Origin of the sequence: Streptomyces sp. NPDC000075 (genome assembly GCF_040301925.1) — a bacterium.
In the GTDB taxonomy this organism is placed as follows: domain Bacteria; phylum Actinomycetota; class Actinomycetes; order Streptomycetales; family Streptomycetaceae; genus Streptomyces; species Streptomyces polychromogenes.
On sequence record NZ_JBEPFL010000014.1, the window covers coordinates 146,595 to 161,686 of the forward strand.

Here is a 15,092-nt window from a genome sequence, read left to right on the forward strand (position 1 = left end):
CTTACCAGATCTGACCACAAACGCCCCGATATCGACAGCACATCCACCCCCTCCGCCACCGGCGAATCGCGGGGGCGCCACCCGTACGTGTGAAGCGTGCGGGGTCGTGTTGTCCGGCCGGAAGCGCGAAACCTAGTTTCCTCCCCGGAGGTGACGTCCCGGATGACCGTCTGTGCCACCGAGAAGACCACGACCGCCCCGCTCACGATCACCGCCGACGGGGCCTACGCCGCGCGGCTGGCCGGGGAGGGGGACGCCCGGTATCCCGAGCGCTGGACGCTGGGCGGGCCCGAGCCGTACGCGGTGCCGTTGCCGCTCGCACAGCCCGAGGAGGCCGACACCGAGGTGCAGCCGCTGGCCGACGGGCGGGTGCTGATCCGCCGGCGGGTCGCCGACCGGCACGCGTTCGCCCTGCTCTACCCCTCGGGCACCTACACCGGCCCCCGCCCCTCGGGCCCGGACGCGGGACCCCGCACCGGGGAGCTCCCGCTCGGCGGGATCGACGACGAGGAGGGGCTCTCGGTCCGGCTGCTGCCGCCGGCCCCCGACGGGGCCTCGGCCTACGCCCTGGCGGTGGCGGGCGAGGAGACCACCGTCTGGCAGGTGGCCGGACACGGCTCCGGCGGGCCGCGCCGGGCCGCCGTGCTGCCCGGGCGCTGCTCCGGCGGGGTCTGGCTGGACCGCGCGGGCCGGCTGCTGTCCCTGGACCGGGAGCGGGAGGGCCGCGTCAAGGCCGTCGCCGTGGACCTGACCCGGGGCGGGGTGGTCACCCCGCTGCTCCAGATCGCCGAGGACAGTGACGACCGGCTGCTGATGGCGGCTCCCGACAGCGGGCTGCTGCTGATCCGCTCGGACGCGCCGGGCGAGCCCCGGCTCGGCTGGGGGGTGCTGGGCAGCGCGCGTCCGGTCCGCTTCCCGGAGTGCCTGCGGCTGGAGGACGCCCACCCCTTCGCGGTGCAGCCCGGCCAGGTGCTGATGCCGGAGGCCTGCGGGGTCGCCCTGCGCGTCGGGGAGTCCGGGCTGGCCCTGTGGCGGCCGGCCGACCGGTACGTGTTCCGGCTCGGCGCCCCGGCCGGCTGGCTCGGCACCGGCCTGTGGACCCCGCAGGGCCGGCTCCGGCTCCCGTACGCCACGCCGGAGGTCCCCTGTGGAATCGTCGGCCTGACCCAGCCGGTCGCCCCGCCCCCACCCGTCCGCCTGGACCCGCCGCCCAAGCCGGCCCCCCGCCCGGTCCCCCTCCAGCAGGCCCCCCTGGGCTGATCGCCTTCCCCGACCGCTCCCGCCCGGCCGGTCCGGAACGCCGCCCGGCCCGGAAGGCCACCCGGCCCGCGATCGCCGCCGGACGGCCGGGCGCCGCACCGGCTTTCCTACGGCACGACCGCCAGCCCCGTCAGCGCCTTGAACTGGCCTCCCGAGGCGAGCACCTTCTGGGCGCCGGTGACCGGGTCCACGCGGAACAGGATGCGGTCGGTGCCCATGGGGTCGCTGTCGGTGACCAGCAGACTGCCGTCGGCCTCGATCGCGATCGCGGCAGGGGCGGCGAATCCGCCGCCGGAGGCCACGGTGGTCTGGGCACCCGTCGCCGGGTCCACCCGGATCACCCCTCCGCCGAAACCGGGGAAGGCGTTGGCGTCGACGACCAGGAGGCGGCCGGCGGCGTCCACCACCACTCCGCAGGGGCTGCGGAGTTCACCGCCGGAAGTGACCGTCGTGCGCGCACCGGTGACCGGGTCGACCCGCACCACGCGGGACGTGAGGTCCTCGCCCCCGATCATGTTCTGCTCGACCACGTAGACGGAACCGTCGGGAGCCGCGCACAGCCCCACCGCCCGGACCGGCGGATCCCCCTGACCGTCACCCTGTGACAGGACGGTCTGCTCGCCCGTGGCGCGGTCGACGCGGATGACGGCCCCGAACCCGCCCGAGGCGGCGTCCGCGACGAGGACGCCCCCGTCGGCCTCGACGGCCACGTCGAGGGGGGCGGAGAACTTCCCGCCGGACGAGACCTCGGACTGTTCCCCGGTCGTGGCCCGGAGGCGGAGGAGACTTCCGGTCCCGGGGAAGTGCCGGTCCTTGCTCACCAGGACGTTGCCGTCGGACTCGACGGCGATGCCGGTTGCCCCTTGCAGGTCGCCGCCCAAGGCGAACTGCTCCACCTCGCCGGTCAGCGGGTCGACGCGGAACACCGCTCCGGAACAGCCCAGGGCCTCGGAGTCGGTGATCAGGATCGTGCCGGAGGGGAGGTGCTCCTGAACGGTCATGGCTGAGTACTCCTCGGAGGTGAGGGGGGTGACCCCCCTCACTCAACCGCAGCCCCTCCGGGGCACGTCGGCGAGCGACCCGCCACGCCGACCGTGCCCGCGACGAACCGCCCGTTCGCAGCACCGGCACCGCGACGGGCGGCCGCCACGCCCGGCTCAGTCGTGCTTGAGACCCAGGACCTCGGCCGCCGCGAAGGTCTCGTTGGGCGGGCGGGAGTCGTAGTGCGGGCTGAGGAGGGAGTCGAGCTCCTCGAAGGAGAAGACCTCCTTCGAGGTGTCGAACTTGGCCGCCACCCGCGGGCGTTCCATCACCACGACGATCCCGCCGTGCACGACGAAGAGCTGGCCGTTCGCCTTCGCCGAGGCGGGCGAGGCGAGGTAGCCGACCAGCGGGGCGACGTGCTCGGGGGCGAGGGCGTCGAGCTTGCCCTCCTCGGGGACCTGGAAGCCGGCGAAGACGTCCTCGGTCATCCGGGTGCGGGCGCGCGGGCAGATGGCGTTCGCGGTCACCCCGTACTTGGCCAGGGCCAGGGCGGTCGAGGTGGTCAGGCCCACGATGCCGCCCTTGGCCGCCGCGTAGTTGGGCTGGCCCGCCGAACCGCCGAGGAAGGCCTCGGAGGAGGTGTTGACGATCCGCCCGTAGACCGGGCCGCCCGCCGCCTTGGAACGCTCCCGCCAGTGCGCGGAGGCGAAATGGGTGGTGTTGAAGTGGCCCTTGAGGTGGACCCGGATCACCGAGTCCCATTCGTCCTCCGACATCGAGAACACCATCCGGTCGCGCAGGATGCCCGCGTTGTTGACCAGGACGTCCAGCTTCCCGAAGCTGGAGACGGCCAGCTCGACCAGTTCCCGCGCCTGCGCGAAGTCGGCCACGTCCCCGAGGTGCGCCACCGCCCGGCCGCCCGCCGCGCGGATCTCCGCGGCGACCTCCTCGGCCGGGGCGGCGGAGGCCTCCCCGGAACCGTCGCGGCCGCTCTGGCCGAAGTCGTTGACGACCACGCTCGCGCCGAGCCGGGCCAGTTCGAGCGCCTCGGCCCGGCCGAGCCCCCGGCCGGCGCCGGTGACGATGGCGCTGAGCCCCTCAAGTGGCAGTGACATGTGCCGGGTTCCTCTCAGATCTCTATGCAGGTGCGCAGGGCCGTGCCCGTACGCATCTGGTCGAGGGCGTCGTTGATCTCGGCGAGCCGCACCCGGTGGGTGATCAGGCCCGCCAGGTCGATCCGGCCGGCCCGCCACAGCTCGATGGTGCGCGCGTAGGAGCGGAGCACGTCCCCGCCCCCGTACATGGAGGGGAGGATCTTCTTCTCGTCGAAGAAGAGCGAGAACATGTCGATCTGGAAGTTGTCGTCGAGGGCGCCCGCACCGACGATCACCACGGAGCCGCCGCGCCGGGTCATCCGGTAGGCGGTGGCGGCGGTGGCGGACTTGCCGACGACCTCGAAGACGTAGTCGAAGCCCTCCCCGGAGGTGATCCGGGCCTTGGCGTCGTCGAAGGCGTCGGGAGCCACCGCCTCGCTCGCCCCGAAGCGCAGCGCCGCCTCGCGCCGGGACTCCACCGGGTCGACGGCGATGATCTGGGCCGCGCCCTGCACCTTGGCGCCCTGGATGACGGAGATGCCGACGCCGCCGCAGCCGATGACGGCGACGGAGGAGCCCGCCTCCACCTTGGCGGTGTTGATGGCCGCGCCGAGTCCGGTGGTGACCCCGCAGCCGATGAGGGCGGCGATGTCGAAGGGCACGTCGTCGGGGATCGGGACGGCGCAGTTGGCGGCGACGACGATCTCCTCGGCGAAGGTGCCGGTCGCGGCGAAGCCGAAGATCTCCCCGCCGGCCCGGCGGAAGTTGGGGATGCCCGCGTTGACCAGGCTCTCCAGACACAGGTGCCCCTGGCCTCGCTTGCAGGCGGCGCAGTGCCCGCAGGGCGGCAGCCAGCAGACGAGGACCCGGTCGCCCTCCTTGTGGCCGGTGACCCCCTCACCGACCCCGGTGATCACCCCGGAGCCCTCGTGGCCGGGGATGAAGGGCGCGGGCTGCAGCAGGACGCCGCTCATCGCGGAGAGGTCGGAGTGGCACAGGCCGGTGGCCCTGATGCGGATCCGCACCTTGCCGGGGCCCAGGCCCACGGCTTCCATGTCGTCGACGACCTCTAGCTTGTCCTGGCCTATCTCGCTCAGCAGTGCTGCGCGCACGGTGCGGCTCCTTGGGTGCGTGTGCCGGGGACGGGTGCCTGTGACGGGGGCCTGTGGCGGGGGGCGGTGGCGGGGGCCTGTGGTTACGCGTGCTCGACGACGGTGTCGGCGAGGACCGGGGCGTCGTCGCGTTCGGCGGCGGTCACCGAGACCAGGACGCGGCCGGGCTCCTGCCACATCCGGATGCGCAGGGTCTCGCCGGGGAAGACGATCCCGGCGAAGCGCGTGCGGTAGGCGCGGACGCGGGAGACGTCCCCGCCGAGGGCGGTGTCGACCACGGCCTTGAGGGTCATCCCGTACGAGCACAGGCCGTGCAGGATCGGCTTGTCGAAGCCGGCCAGCTTGGCGAACTCGGGGTCGGCGTGGAGGGGGTTCCAGTCGCCGGAGAGCCGGTAGAGCAGGGCCTGTTCCTCGCGGACGGGCCGCTCCTCGGTGCGGTCGGGGGCGCGGTCGGGCAGTTCTCCGCGCACGGAGGGGCCGCGCTCGCCGCCGAAGCCGCCCTCGCCCCGGACGAAGATCTGCGCGTCGCTGGTCCACAGCGGGCCGTCGGCATCGGCGACCTCGGAGCGCAGCACGATGACGGCCGCCTTGCCCTTGTCGTAGACGGCGGCGACCTTGGAGCTGGAGGTGGCCCGGCCCTTGACGGGGATCGGGCGGTGCAGCTCGATGGAGTGCCCGCCGTGCAGGACGTTGGCCAGGTTGACCTCGATGCCGGGGGCGGCGAGCCCGCCGAGCATGGCCATGCCGGCGCCGGCGACGGTGGCGAAGCTGGGGAGCACGTGGAGCTTGGACTCCAGGGTGTAGCGCAGTTCGTCGGGGTCGGTGGCCAGGCTGTTCCCGTGCAGGGAAGAGCCGGCGCCGAGGCCGAGGTGGTAGAGCTGGATGTCCTTGTGGTCCCAGGCGATCTCCCCCTGGCGGGGGTCGGCGGCGAGGGCCCTGGCGGCATCGATCGGCATTCGGACGCTGCTCCTTCTGCTCTCTGGAAGACCTCGGCGCGACCGTCCGCACCGTCGGCCGCACCGAGGTCGCATGCGGAGCCGGTTCTAGAACGCGTTCTAGGAAGCGGCTGAGGGAATGTATAACGCACGCCCCCATGGTTGGGAAGAGCGCTGACGTCACGTCAGATGATCGTGGTGCGGGGCGTGTTGCCGGTGCCGGGGTGGGCCGGCCGGTAGCCTGCGGCGGTGGATGAGATGCCCGTGGCCCACCGGCCCGCCCGTTCCCTGCGCGTCCTGCTGGACCCGCCGAACCCGCCGCTCGCGGTCCGCCTCGGGCTCCAGCCGGACATCGAGGTGGTGGCCTCCCTGACGCAGCGGCCGGCGGTGGCGCTGGTCGAGGACCCGGCGTCGGTGGCGGCCCTGCTGGCCGAGGATCCGGAGTGCCGGGTCCTGGTGGCCACGGGCTCGGCGCACCCGGGGCTGCGGGAGGCGGTCCTGGCGGCGGGGGCGGCGGGGCTGGTGCTGCGGGACGGGCCGGTGGAGGAGCTGGCGGAGTGCCTGCGGCGGGCGTCCACGGGCGAGACGGTGGTGGACCCGGCGCTGGCGGGACCCGAGGGGGCGGGCCCGGACGCGTGAGGCCGTACGGGTGAGGGCGTACGCGGGCGGGAGCCCTCCGCCGGTCAGCGGCGGAGGGCTCCCCTCGGGGCTCGGGCCCCGGTCAGTCCCCCGCGGTCCAGTCGTCCACCGTCCGCGAGGGGTCCAGGGCGACGGGCAGCTTCTGGAGCCCGCGGAAGGCCGGGAAGGGCCCCTTGAGCCAGTCCCCCTCCGCCGGGGTCGGCAGGGCGAGGACCATCTCCGGGAAGCGGTCGAGCAGCGCCGTCAGGCAGATCTCCAGCTCCAGCCGGGCCAGCGGGGCGCCCAGGCAGTAGTGGGCGCCGTAGCCGAAGCCGAGGTGGCTGCTCTGCAGCCCCTCCCGGGTGAAGTCCAGGGTGTCCGGGTCGGGGAATTTCTCCGGGTCGCGGTTGGCGGAGTTCAGCGCGATCTGCACGACCGCGCCCTTCGGAATGACCGTCCCGCCGATTTCCACGTCCTCCAGCGCGTAACGGAAGGTGGAGGTTTCCACCGAGCCCTCGAAACGCTGCATTTCCTCGATCGCCTGCGGCAGCAGTTCCCGGTTCTCCTGGACCGCCCGGAGCTGGTCGGGGTGGGTGAGGAGGCTGAAGACGCAATTGCCGATCTGGAGGGTGGTCGTCTTGTGTCCGGCGAAGAGCAGGACCCAGATCATCGAGACGAGTTCGTCGTCGGTGAGCGGTTCCTCCTCGTGCGGCGTCTCCACCAGCATGCTCAGGAAGTCGTCCGTGGGCCGCTGCCGGGTGCGGTGGATGTGCCGGGCGAAGTAGTCCCGCAGCCAGATCTCGGCCTCTTCCAGGTCGCCCTTGAGATCCTTGCTGAACCGCGAGCGGGTCACGACGGCGAACCACTCGAGGACCTCGGTCCGCTCCTGCCCGACGATGCCGAGCAGCTCACAGATGACCATGACGGGCAGCGGCAGGGCGAAGGCCTGCATCAGGTCGACGGGCCGGTCGGTGGGGCAGCGGTCGAGCAGCTCGTGGGCGAGCTCCTCGATGTGCGGGCGCAGGGCGTGGATGTGGCGGGGGGTGAAGGCGGTCTTGGCGATGTGGCGCAGCCGGGTGTGGCGGGGCGGGTCGGCGAAGAGGAGGTTGTCGTCGAGCGCCTCGCACAGGTCCCCGAAGAGGGCGTGGTAGAGGTCGATGCCCTCGTGCATGTCCTTGCCGATGCGGTGGTCGGACAGGAGGGCGTGGGCGTCCTCGTAGCGGGTGATCAGGTACGTGTCCACGCCGTGGGCCGGGGTGAGGCGGGCGATGGGGGCCTGTTCGCGCAGGGTCCGGTAGACCGGATAGGGGCACTGCCGGTATTCGGGCGTGCTCTTGGTCGCGGCGGCCACCGCTTCGTGCAGCGTGAGACCGTCTTCCGCCGCGGTCGTCGGTTCAGTCGTCACGCGCCCAGACCTTTCGGGTAACCCGGAATTGACATGCGGCTGCTTTCCCGTACCGGATCGGAGGCGAAACCCGATTGACCCGTTCGGAGCGGAAAGCTCCCCCTGCGGAATGTTCCGGACGGCGGTTCGCGGTGGCCGTCCTAGGGTGAGCGGTGGATTTCGGGCCGACGAGAGGGAAATGCGCACATGCCGGAATACGGTGCGGGCGGCCTGGCCGTCGGCGGAGCGGCACATCCGGAGGCGGCGGCCGGGGAGGCGGATGACGGCAGCCGCGCGGTGATCGACGTCCACCACCACTTCTGCGCCCCCGCCTGGCGCCGGTGGGCGCGGGACCAGGGGCTGGTGGGTCCGCGGTCGCTGCCGCCGTGGGCGGGGTGGGAGGCGGAGGACGCGCTGGCGCTGATGGACCGGGCGGGGATCGCGGTGGCGGTGCTCAAGCCGATGCTGCCCGCGCGCTACGAGAGTTCCGCGCAGCTGCGGGAGGCGGTCGCGGTGACGCTGGAGGCGGCGGCCGGGGTGGTGGAGGAGCACCCGGGGCGCTTCGCGTTCCACGCGCCGCTGTTCCTCGACGAGGAGGAGGTCTCCTCGTGGACCCTGCGGCGCGGCCTGGACGAGCTGGGGGCGGTGGGGGTGAACGTGACGGCGAACTACCGCGGGGTGTACCTGGGGGACCCCGCGTACGACCGGATCTTCGCGGAACTCGACGAACGCGCGGCGCTCGTGGACACCCACCCGCACGTCCTCCCGGACGGCCCGGCCGGCGGCCACCCCACGGTGGGAGCCGGCGGCCCGGGCGGCATCGCCGGCAACGCGGCCGGCCGGCCCGGAGGGCCTGGAGCACGGCCGGACGGCATGGCCGGGGGCCAGGGCGGCGGGCCCGGCGGACCGGGCTCCGGCGGGGGGCCCGGGGGGACCGCCGCCGTGCCCGGGGTGCCGAACTTCCTGTGCGACTTCCTGCTCGACACCACCCGGGCCGCCGTCAACATGATCCGGACCCGGACCCTCGACCGGTTCCCGAACCTGTCGGTGGTCCTCCCGCACGGCGGCGGCTTCCTCCCGCAGATCGCGACCCGGATGGAGGCCTTCGGGTACGCCTTCGACCCGCCGGTGGAGCCCGCGGCCGTACGGGACCACCTGCACCGCTTCTACTACGACACGGCAGGCCCGCTCTCCCCGGCCGGCACCCTGCTGGCCACCGTCGACCCCGCCCGGATCCTGTTCGGCAGCGACTGGCCGGCCTGCCCGGCCGGGGTGGTCACGGACCTGGCCGTCCCCGCCCTGGCCGCCGACCCGGCGTTCACCCCGGCGCTGCGCCGGGGCATCAACCGGGAGAACGCGCTCCGGCTGATGCCCGGCCTGGTCCGCGCCTGACGCCCCGGCCACCCCCTCCGTGACGCCCGCTGACGGGCCCGGACCCGGGCCCGTCAGCGGCGCAGCAGCGTCACCACCGCCGCCCCGCCCAGCCCGATGTTGTGCGCCAGGCCCACCCGGGCGGCGGGGACCTGCCGCGGCCCCGCCTCGCCGCGCAGCTGCCACACCAGTTCCGCCGCCTGCGCGAGACCCGTCGCCCCCAGCGGGTGGCCCTTGGAGATCAGGCCGCCCGAGGGGTTGACCACCCAGCGGCCGCCGTAGGTGGTGGCCCCGCTCTCGACGAGCTCGCCGGAGGCCCCGTCCGCGCACATGCCGAGCGCCTCGTACGTCAGCAGTTCGTTCACCGAGAAGCAGTCGTGCAGTTCGACGACGTCGACGTCCTCGATGCCGAGCCCCGAGTCCTCGTACACCCGGCGGGCGGCGGCAGCCGTCATCGGCTTGCCGACCACGTCGATGCAGGAGCCGCCGAAGCTCTCCTCCGTGTCCGTGGTCATGGCCTGGGCGACGATCTCCACGGCCTTGCCGTGCAGCCCGTGCGCCACGACGAACCGCTCCGAGACCACGAGCGCGGCGGCCGCGCCGTCGGAGGTGGGCGAGCACTGGAGTTTGGTCAGCGGGTCGTGGATGGTCTTGGCGGCGAGGACCTCCTCCACCGTGTAGACGTCCTGGAACTGCGCGTTCGGGTTGTTCGCGGAGTGCCGGTGGTTCTTCGCGCCGACCGCCGCGAGCTGCGCGGGCGTGGTCCCGTACCGCTCCATGTGCTCGCGGGCGGCGTTGCCGAAGATCTGCGCGGTGGGCGGGGACATCTCGAAGCCGTGCGCGGCGGCCATGATCCCGTAGTGCCGGGCGACCGGGGACGTCGTGAAGTCGCCGCCGTCGGCGCCTCCGCCCAGTGCGCCCCGCTTCATCTTCTCGAAGCCGACGGCGAGCACGCAGTCGGACAGACCGCCCTGGACGAACTGGCGGGCCATCATCAGCGCGGTCGAGCCGGTCGCGCAGTTGTTGTTGACGTTGTAGACGGGGACGCCGCTCAGGCCGAGTTCGTACGCCGCCCGCTGGCCGGCGGTGGAGGGCTGGAAGCAGTAGCCCACCGGCACCTGCTCGACGAGCCCGTAGTCCACCCCCGCGTCCGCGAGCGCCGCCCCGCCGGCCTCCCTGACCATGTCCCAGTACTGCCAGTCCCGTGACTCCGGCTTCTCGAACCTCGTCATGCCGACGCCCACGATGTACGACTTCATCTGCGCTGACTCCTAGTCCCTGGGAAGGCCGAGGATCCGCTCGGCGACGACGTTGAGCTGGACCTGGGTGGTGCCCCCGGCGATGGTCAGGCAGCGCGACATCAGCATCCCGTGCACCGCCCGCTCCCCCGCCCCCTCCCGCACCGCGCCGGCCGGGCCCAGCAGTTCGAGCGCGAGCTCGGCGGTCCGCTGCTGGTGGGAGGTCTGCACGAGCTTGCGTACCGAGGCGCCCGCGCCGGGCTCCAGCCCGGACACCTGCTGGAGCGTGGTGCGCAGGCCGATGCAGGCCAGCGCGTGCGCCTCGGCGGCGAGCGCGCCGATCCGGGCCCCGTACGAGGCGTCGAGGCCGGCGGAGCGGGCGATCAGCGCTTCCAGTCCGGTGTCGAAGGTCATCTGGTCGGCCATGTGGACGCGTTCGTTGCCGAGGGTGTTGCGGGCGGCCTTCCAGCCGCCGTCGGCCGCTCCGACGAGGGCGTCCGGCGGCAGCAGGACGTCCTCGAACCAGACCTCGTTGAAGAGGGAGTCGCCGGTGATCTCCTTCAGGGGGCGGATCTCGATCCCCGGGGTGTTCTTCATGTCGACCACGAAGTAGCCGAGCCCCCGGTGCTTGGGCGCCTGCGGATCGGTCCGGGCCAGCAGGATCCCGAGGTCGGCGGTGTGCGCGGAACTCGTCCACACCTTCTGCCCGTTGATCCTCCAGGAGCCGTCGGCGGTCCGTTCGGCCCGGGTGCGCAGAGAGGCGAGGTCGGAGCCGGCGCCCGGCTCGGAGAAGAGCTGGCACCAGGTGGTGTCCCCGCGCAGGGTGGGCAGGACGTAGGCCTCGCGCTGCGCCTCGCTGCCGAAGGCGATCAGCGAGGGCACGATCCAGGTGGCGATCCCGAGGTCGGCGACCTTGACTCCGGCCTCCTTCAGCTCCTGCTGGATGACGATCTGTTCGGCGGGCCCGGCGCCGCGCCCGTACGGCGGGGGAAGGTGGGGGGCCGCGTACCCGGTGGGTGCGAGCGTCCGGCGGGCGGCGGCCGGGTCGAGGCCGCGGGCGGCCCCGATGGCGGTGCGGGCCCGCGCCCGGTGGGCCTCCGCCTCCGCCGGGAGTTCCAGGCGCAGCTCGCGCCGGGCGCCGGCGGCCGCGAGGTGTACGGCGCGCAGCCGGTGGCGGTCGCCGGGGCCCAGGAGCTGGCGGGCGACGAGGGCGCGGCGCAGGTGGATGTGGGCGTCGTGCTCCCAGGTGAAGCCGATGCCGCCAAGGATCTGGATGCAGTCCTTGGCGCAGGAGTACGAGGCGTCGAGGGCGGTCCCGGCGGCGAGGGCGGCGACCAGGGCGCGCACGCCGGGCTCCTCGTCCGCGGCGTTTGCGGCGTCCCAGGCGAGGGCGCGGGCCTGTTCGAGGCGGACCAGCATGTCGGCGCACAGGTGCTTGACGCCCTGGAACCGTCCGATGGGGTGGCCGAACTGCTCACGGTTCTTCGCGTACTCGGCGGCCGTGTGGAGCGCCCAGGCGGCGGTGCCGCAGGCGTCGGCGGCGAAGAGCACGCAGGCCAGGTCGCGCACCAGGGCCTCGTCGAGGTCCAGGAGCCGCCCGGCCGGGAGGGTCAGCGCGTCCGCCCGCACCTCTGCGGTGGGCCGGGTCGGGTCGGCGCTCTCGTGCGGCCGGACCTCCAGCGCGGCGGCGTCCACGGCGAACCACCGGACCCCGTCCTCCGCCTCGGCGGCGAGCAGCACCAGCTCCGCCTCGGCGGCGCCGAGCACGGGCGGCGCGAGCCCGTCCAGCCGCCAGCCGCCCCCCTCGGCGGCGACGGCGGTGACCCCGCCGGCCCCCAGGGCGACCGCCCCGACCCGCCCGTCGAGCGGCTGCGCCCCGGCCCGGTCCAGGAGTACGGAGGCCAGCGCGCTCGGCAGGAACGGCCCGGGCAGCGCCGCCCGGGCGGCCTCCTCCACGACGACGGCCAGGTCCAGCAGGGTCCCGCCCTCCAGGTGGGGCGTGGCCAGCCCCTGCGCGCACATCCCGTCCCAGTAGGCGGGCCGCTCCCCGGCCCGGGGCGGCCCGTCGAGCAGCTTGCGCACCGCCTCCCCGGGCACGGCCCGCGCCACCCAGCCGCGCACGGCGTCGGCCAACTCCCGCTGTTCCCGCGTGATTCCGATGCCCATGCGCGGCACACTAGAACACGTTTCAATCTGACGGAAGGTCAGTTACGGCTGTTCTTCGGCGGGGTTGCGCCGGGGACGGCGGATGGGATGGGCTGCCCCGGGAAGAGGGAGGTGTGCCGTGACGTCGATCCCCGCGTGCCCGCGCTGCGGGCGGGCGCCGCTGACCGCGCTGCGCGTCGCGTACACCCGCAACCGCTGGGGCGGAGGCGGGCCGAGGCCGAGACCGGAGCAGTGGTGGGAGTGCCCGGCGTGCGGCTGGGTGGGCTACCGGGACACCGAGACGGCCCCGCTGACGACCATGCGACGGCCGGAGGGCGGGGAGGCCGACTGCTTCTTCTGCGGCGAGGAGGACGGCAACGTCGTCAGCGAGCCCTGGCGGCAGGAGGACGGCGAACTCCGGGACTGGATCGTCTGCCTGCACTGCGGCACGAGCAACCAGCGCCGCGTACGGCCTCCCGCCGGGGGGTGAGGGGCGGCGGGGTGAGGGCTGGCGGGGTGAGGGGCCGCACTCAGCGGTTCGGCCCCTGGGGGAGGTAACGGGTCGCCAGTGCCGCCACCGCCTCCGCCACGGCCGCCCGCAGCCCCGGCGGGCCGAGGACCTCCGCCTCCGGGCCCAGCCTGAGCAGGTCCCCGACCGCGACGGCCCGCGACTCCACGGACAGCTCCACCTCCACCCACCCTGCCCCGTCCGGCTCCCCCGCCCCCTCCAGAGCCCGCACCCCCGGCGCGCCGAACTGCATGGGCAGCAGCCGCTGCGCGCGCGGGGAGATCCGCAGGAGGGCCGTCTCCTGGTGCAGGGCGGCTTCCAGCCGGCGGGAGGACTCCTCCCAGTGGGCGGCCAGGTCGAAGCCGGCCGGTCGCTCGAAGGTGCCGCCGGTCTCCGCCACCGCCAGCAGCCGTGACACCCGGTAGGTGCGCAGGCTCCCGGCCGTTGGGGCCGCCCCCGCGACCAGGTACCAGATGCCGCCCTTGAGGACGAGGCCCAGCGGGTGCAGCTCCCTGCGGCGCGGCTCGCCCGACCAGCGCCGGTACTCCACCCGCAGCGTGCGCTGCTCCCACACCGCCCGGGCCACCTCCGCCAGGTGCGGTACGGGGTCGGCGTCCCGGAACCAGGCCGGGGCGTCCAGGTGGAAGCGGTCCTGCACGAGCCGGGCCCGGTCCGCCAGGGCGGCGGGCAGCGCGGCCTCCAGCTTCAGCCGGGCGGTGGCCACCACCGCACCCAGGCCCAGGTCCCGGGCAGGGCCGGGCGCCCCGGCCAGGAAGAGGGAGCCGGCCTCGGCGTCGGTGAGGCCGGTCAGCCGGGTGCGGTAGCCGTCCATCAGCCGGTAGCCGCCGGCGGGCCCCCGGTCGGCGCAGACGGGCACTCCGGCGGCGCCGAGCGCCTCGACGTCCCGGTACACCGTCCGGACGGACACCTCCAGCTCGGCGGCGAGTTCGGGGGCGGTCATCCCGCCACGGCTCTGGAGCAGCAGGAGCAGGGAGAGGAGTCGGTCGGCGCGCATGCGGCCATTCTCGGCGGCGTACCTGACAGGAGGTGTCAGGTATCCCGCCGAAGCTGGTCACACGCCGTACGGGAGGAGCCCGTACGGCTGCGACCCCCTTACGAGAGGACCCCCATGCCCACGCAGCGGACGACCGGCCTGTTCACCTTCGCCGACTGGCAGGAGCGCACCATCAGCCCGGACGGGGTCCGCCCGAAGCTCGCCCACGCCTCGGTCGTCAACTCCTTCTCCGGCGGCATCGAGGCCGCCGGCACCACCTGCGAGTACACCATCGCCTACGTCACGGAGAAGACGGGCACCTTCACCGGCATGGAGCTGCTGGCCGGCCGCCTCGACGGGCGCGAGGGCAGCTTCGCGGTCGAGGAGCGCGGCTCGTTCGCCGAGGACGGCTCCGTGCGCTGCGAGTTCGAGGTCGTCGCGGGCTCGGGCACCGGCGAGCTGACCGGACTGCGCGGCACCGGCGGTTTCGTCGCCCGTCACGGCGAGCCGTCCGTCCCCTACACCTTCGACTACGAACTGGCCTGACGACCCACCCCACGGCCAACCCACCCCACGGCCGACCCGGCCCCGGGCACGGGACTCCCGGCGGGAAGGCCCCCCGGCCTGGTCGGCTACCCGGCGGTAGGGCAGCATGGGCCGCCACACACCACCACCGCCGGAGGAACCATGGCCGCCACCCCCAAGCCGGAGACCCTCGCCGCCTTCGAGGCCGCCAAGGGGTTCATGCCCGTCGGCGAGGGCCTCGCGCTCCACGCGGCCGCCTCCGCCGCCGCCGCGCTGGGCCTCCCGCTGCTGGAGGTCGGCACCTACTGCGGGCGCTCCACGATCCTGCTGGCCGACGCCGCCCGCGAGGCGGGGGTCGCCGCGATCACCGTCGACCACCACCGGGGCAGCGAGGAGCAGCAGCCCGGCTGGGAGTACCACGACCCGACGGTCGTGGACCCGGAGGTCGGGCTGATGGACACCCTCCCCACCTTCCGCCGCACCCTGCACCGGGCCGGCCTGGAAGAGCACGTCATCGCGATCGTCGGCCGTTCCCCGCAGGTCGCGGCCGCCTGGGGCGGCAAGCTCGGCTTCGTCTTCATCGACGGCGGCCACACCGACGAGCACGCCACGGGCGACTACGAGGGCTGGGCCCCGCACCTGGCGGTCGGCGGCACCCTGGTCATCCACGACGTGTTCCCGGACCCCGCCGACGGCGGCCAGGCCCCGTACCGGATCTACCTGCGCGCCCTGGCCTCCGGCGCCTTCGAGGAGGTCTCGGTGACGGACTCCCTCCGCGTCCTGCGCCGCACCGGCGAGGGCGTCTAGGGAACCGCCCGGGGGCGGACGGGACACCCCCAGCCGGTCCTACAGGACGACAATCCGACCACGCCCTCGGATGGCCCAGGGTGCGGACGGGTACCGGCCGGGCGTTCTAGCATCGCG

Annotated in this window: 14 protein-coding genes; 6 read left to right on the forward strand and 8 right to left on the reverse strand. The window is 74.1% G+C overall.

The features are described from left to right. The first annotated feature begins 162 nt into the window (after positions 1 to 162). Entirely contained in the window at positions 163 to 1,260 is a 1,098-nt protein-coding gene (locus tag ABT403_RS18620; protein WP_344153386.1) for a hypothetical protein, read from the forward strand. A 107-nt stretch (positions 1,261 to 1,367) separates the two neighbouring features. Here the strand turns inward: ABT403_RS18620 and ABT403_RS18625 are convergent, their stop codons facing one another. From ABT403_RS18625 to chsH3, 4 genes are all read right to left on the reverse strand, one after another. Next, positions 1,368 to 2,261, reverse strand: a complete 894-nt coding sequence (locus ABT403_RS18625; protein ID WP_344153383.1) for a Vgb family protein — start codon at positions 2,259 to 2,261, stop codon at positions 1,368 to 1,370. Positions 2,262 to 2,417: 156 nt separating this feature from the next. Beyond that, entirely contained in the window at positions 2,418 to 3,359 is a 942-nt protein-coding gene (locus tag ABT403_RS18630) for a 3-oxoacyl-ACP reductase (RefSeq protein WP_344153380.1), read from the reverse strand. A 14-nt stretch (positions 3,360 to 3,373) separates the two neighbouring features. Then, entirely contained in the window at positions 3,374 to 4,450 is a 1,077-nt protein-coding gene (locus ABT403_RS18635; protein WP_344153377.1) for a Zn-dependent alcohol dehydrogenase, read from the reverse strand. An 83-nt stretch (positions 4,451 to 4,533) separates the two neighbouring features. Beyond that, positions 4,534 to 5,406, reverse strand: a complete 873-nt coding sequence (gene chsH3, locus ABT403_RS18640; protein WP_344153374.1) for an enoyl-CoA hydratase ChsH3 — start codon at positions 5,404 to 5,406, stop codon at positions 4,534 to 4,536. 237 nt (positions 5,407 to 5,643) lie between these two features. Here chsH3 and ABT403_RS18645 point away from each other — a divergent pair, with 237 nt between their 5' ends. Continuing rightward, positions 5,644 to 6,024, forward strand: a complete 381-nt coding sequence (locus tag ABT403_RS18645) for a response regulator (RefSeq protein ID WP_344154798.1) — start codon at positions 5,644 to 5,646, stop codon at positions 6,022 to 6,024. Between the two features lie 82 nt (positions 6,025 to 6,106). Here the strand turns inward: ABT403_RS18645 and ABT403_RS18650 are convergent, their stop codons facing one another. Further along, positions 6,107 to 7,408 (reverse strand): cytochrome P450 family protein, encoded by a 1,302-nt coding sequence (locus ABT403_RS18650; RefSeq protein ID WP_344153371.1) that lies wholly within the window; start codon positions 7,406 to 7,408, stop codon positions 6,107 to 6,109. Positions 7,409 to 7,594: 186 nt separating this feature from the next. On the opposite strand from ABT403_RS18650, the gene ABT403_RS18655 reads away from it, so the two are divergent. Beyond that, positions 7,595 to 8,779: an amidohydrolase family protein gene (locus ABT403_RS18655; RefSeq protein WP_344153368.1), complete on the forward strand. Its 1,185-nt coding sequence runs from the start codon at positions 7,595 to 7,597 to the stop codon at positions 8,777 to 8,779. A 53-nt stretch (positions 8,780 to 8,832) separates the two neighbouring features. Here ABT403_RS18655 and ABT403_RS18660 read toward each other — a convergent pair whose 3' ends face one another. Then, positions 8,833 to 10,017 (reverse strand): thiolase C-terminal domain-containing protein, encoded by a 1,185-nt coding sequence (locus tag ABT403_RS18660; protein WP_344153365.1) that lies wholly within the window; start codon positions 10,015 to 10,017, stop codon positions 8,833 to 8,835. Positions 10,018 to 10,029: 12 nt separating this feature from the next. Continuing rightward, positions 10,030 to 12,162: an acyl-CoA dehydrogenase family protein gene (locus tag ABT403_RS18665; protein WP_344153362.1), complete on the reverse strand. Its 2,133-nt coding sequence runs from the start codon at positions 12,160 to 12,162 to the stop codon at positions 10,030 to 10,032. A 118-nt stretch (positions 12,163 to 12,280) separates the two neighbouring features. On the opposite strand from ABT403_RS18665, the gene ABT403_RS18670 reads away from it, so the two are divergent. Then, the gene (locus ABT403_RS18670; RefSeq protein ID WP_344153359.1) at positions 12,281 to 12,631 is read left to right on the forward strand and encodes a hypothetical protein; all 351 of its coding nucleotides are present in this window, start codon (positions 12,281 to 12,283) and stop codon (positions 12,629 to 12,631) included. A 40-nt stretch (positions 12,632 to 12,671) separates the two neighbouring features. On the opposite strand, the gene ABT403_RS18675 is transcribed toward ABT403_RS18670, so the two are convergent. Continuing rightward, entirely contained in the window at positions 12,672 to 13,664 is a 993-nt protein-coding gene (locus tag ABT403_RS18675; RefSeq protein WP_344153356.1) for a helix-turn-helix transcriptional regulator, read from the reverse strand. A 114-nt stretch (positions 13,665 to 13,778) separates the two neighbouring features. On the opposite strand from ABT403_RS18675, the gene ABT403_RS18680 reads away from it, so the two are divergent. Together ABT403_RS18680 and ABT403_RS18685 are read left to right on the forward strand one after the other, a co-directional pair. Continuing rightward, positions 13,779 to 14,189 carry a DUF3224 domain-containing protein gene (locus tag ABT403_RS18680; protein ID WP_344153353.1) on the forward strand — a complete coding sequence of 137 codons (411 nt, stop codon included), beginning with the start codon at positions 13,779 to 13,781 and terminating at the stop codon, positions 14,187 to 14,189. 141 nt (positions 14,190 to 14,330) lie between these two features. Next, on the forward strand, positions 14,331 to 14,975 hold the full coding sequence (locus tag ABT403_RS18685) for a class I SAM-dependent methyltransferase (RefSeq protein WP_344153350.1): 645 nt from the start codon (positions 14,331 to 14,333) through the stop codon (positions 14,973 to 14,975). Positions 14,976 to 15,092: the final 117 nt, after the last annotated feature.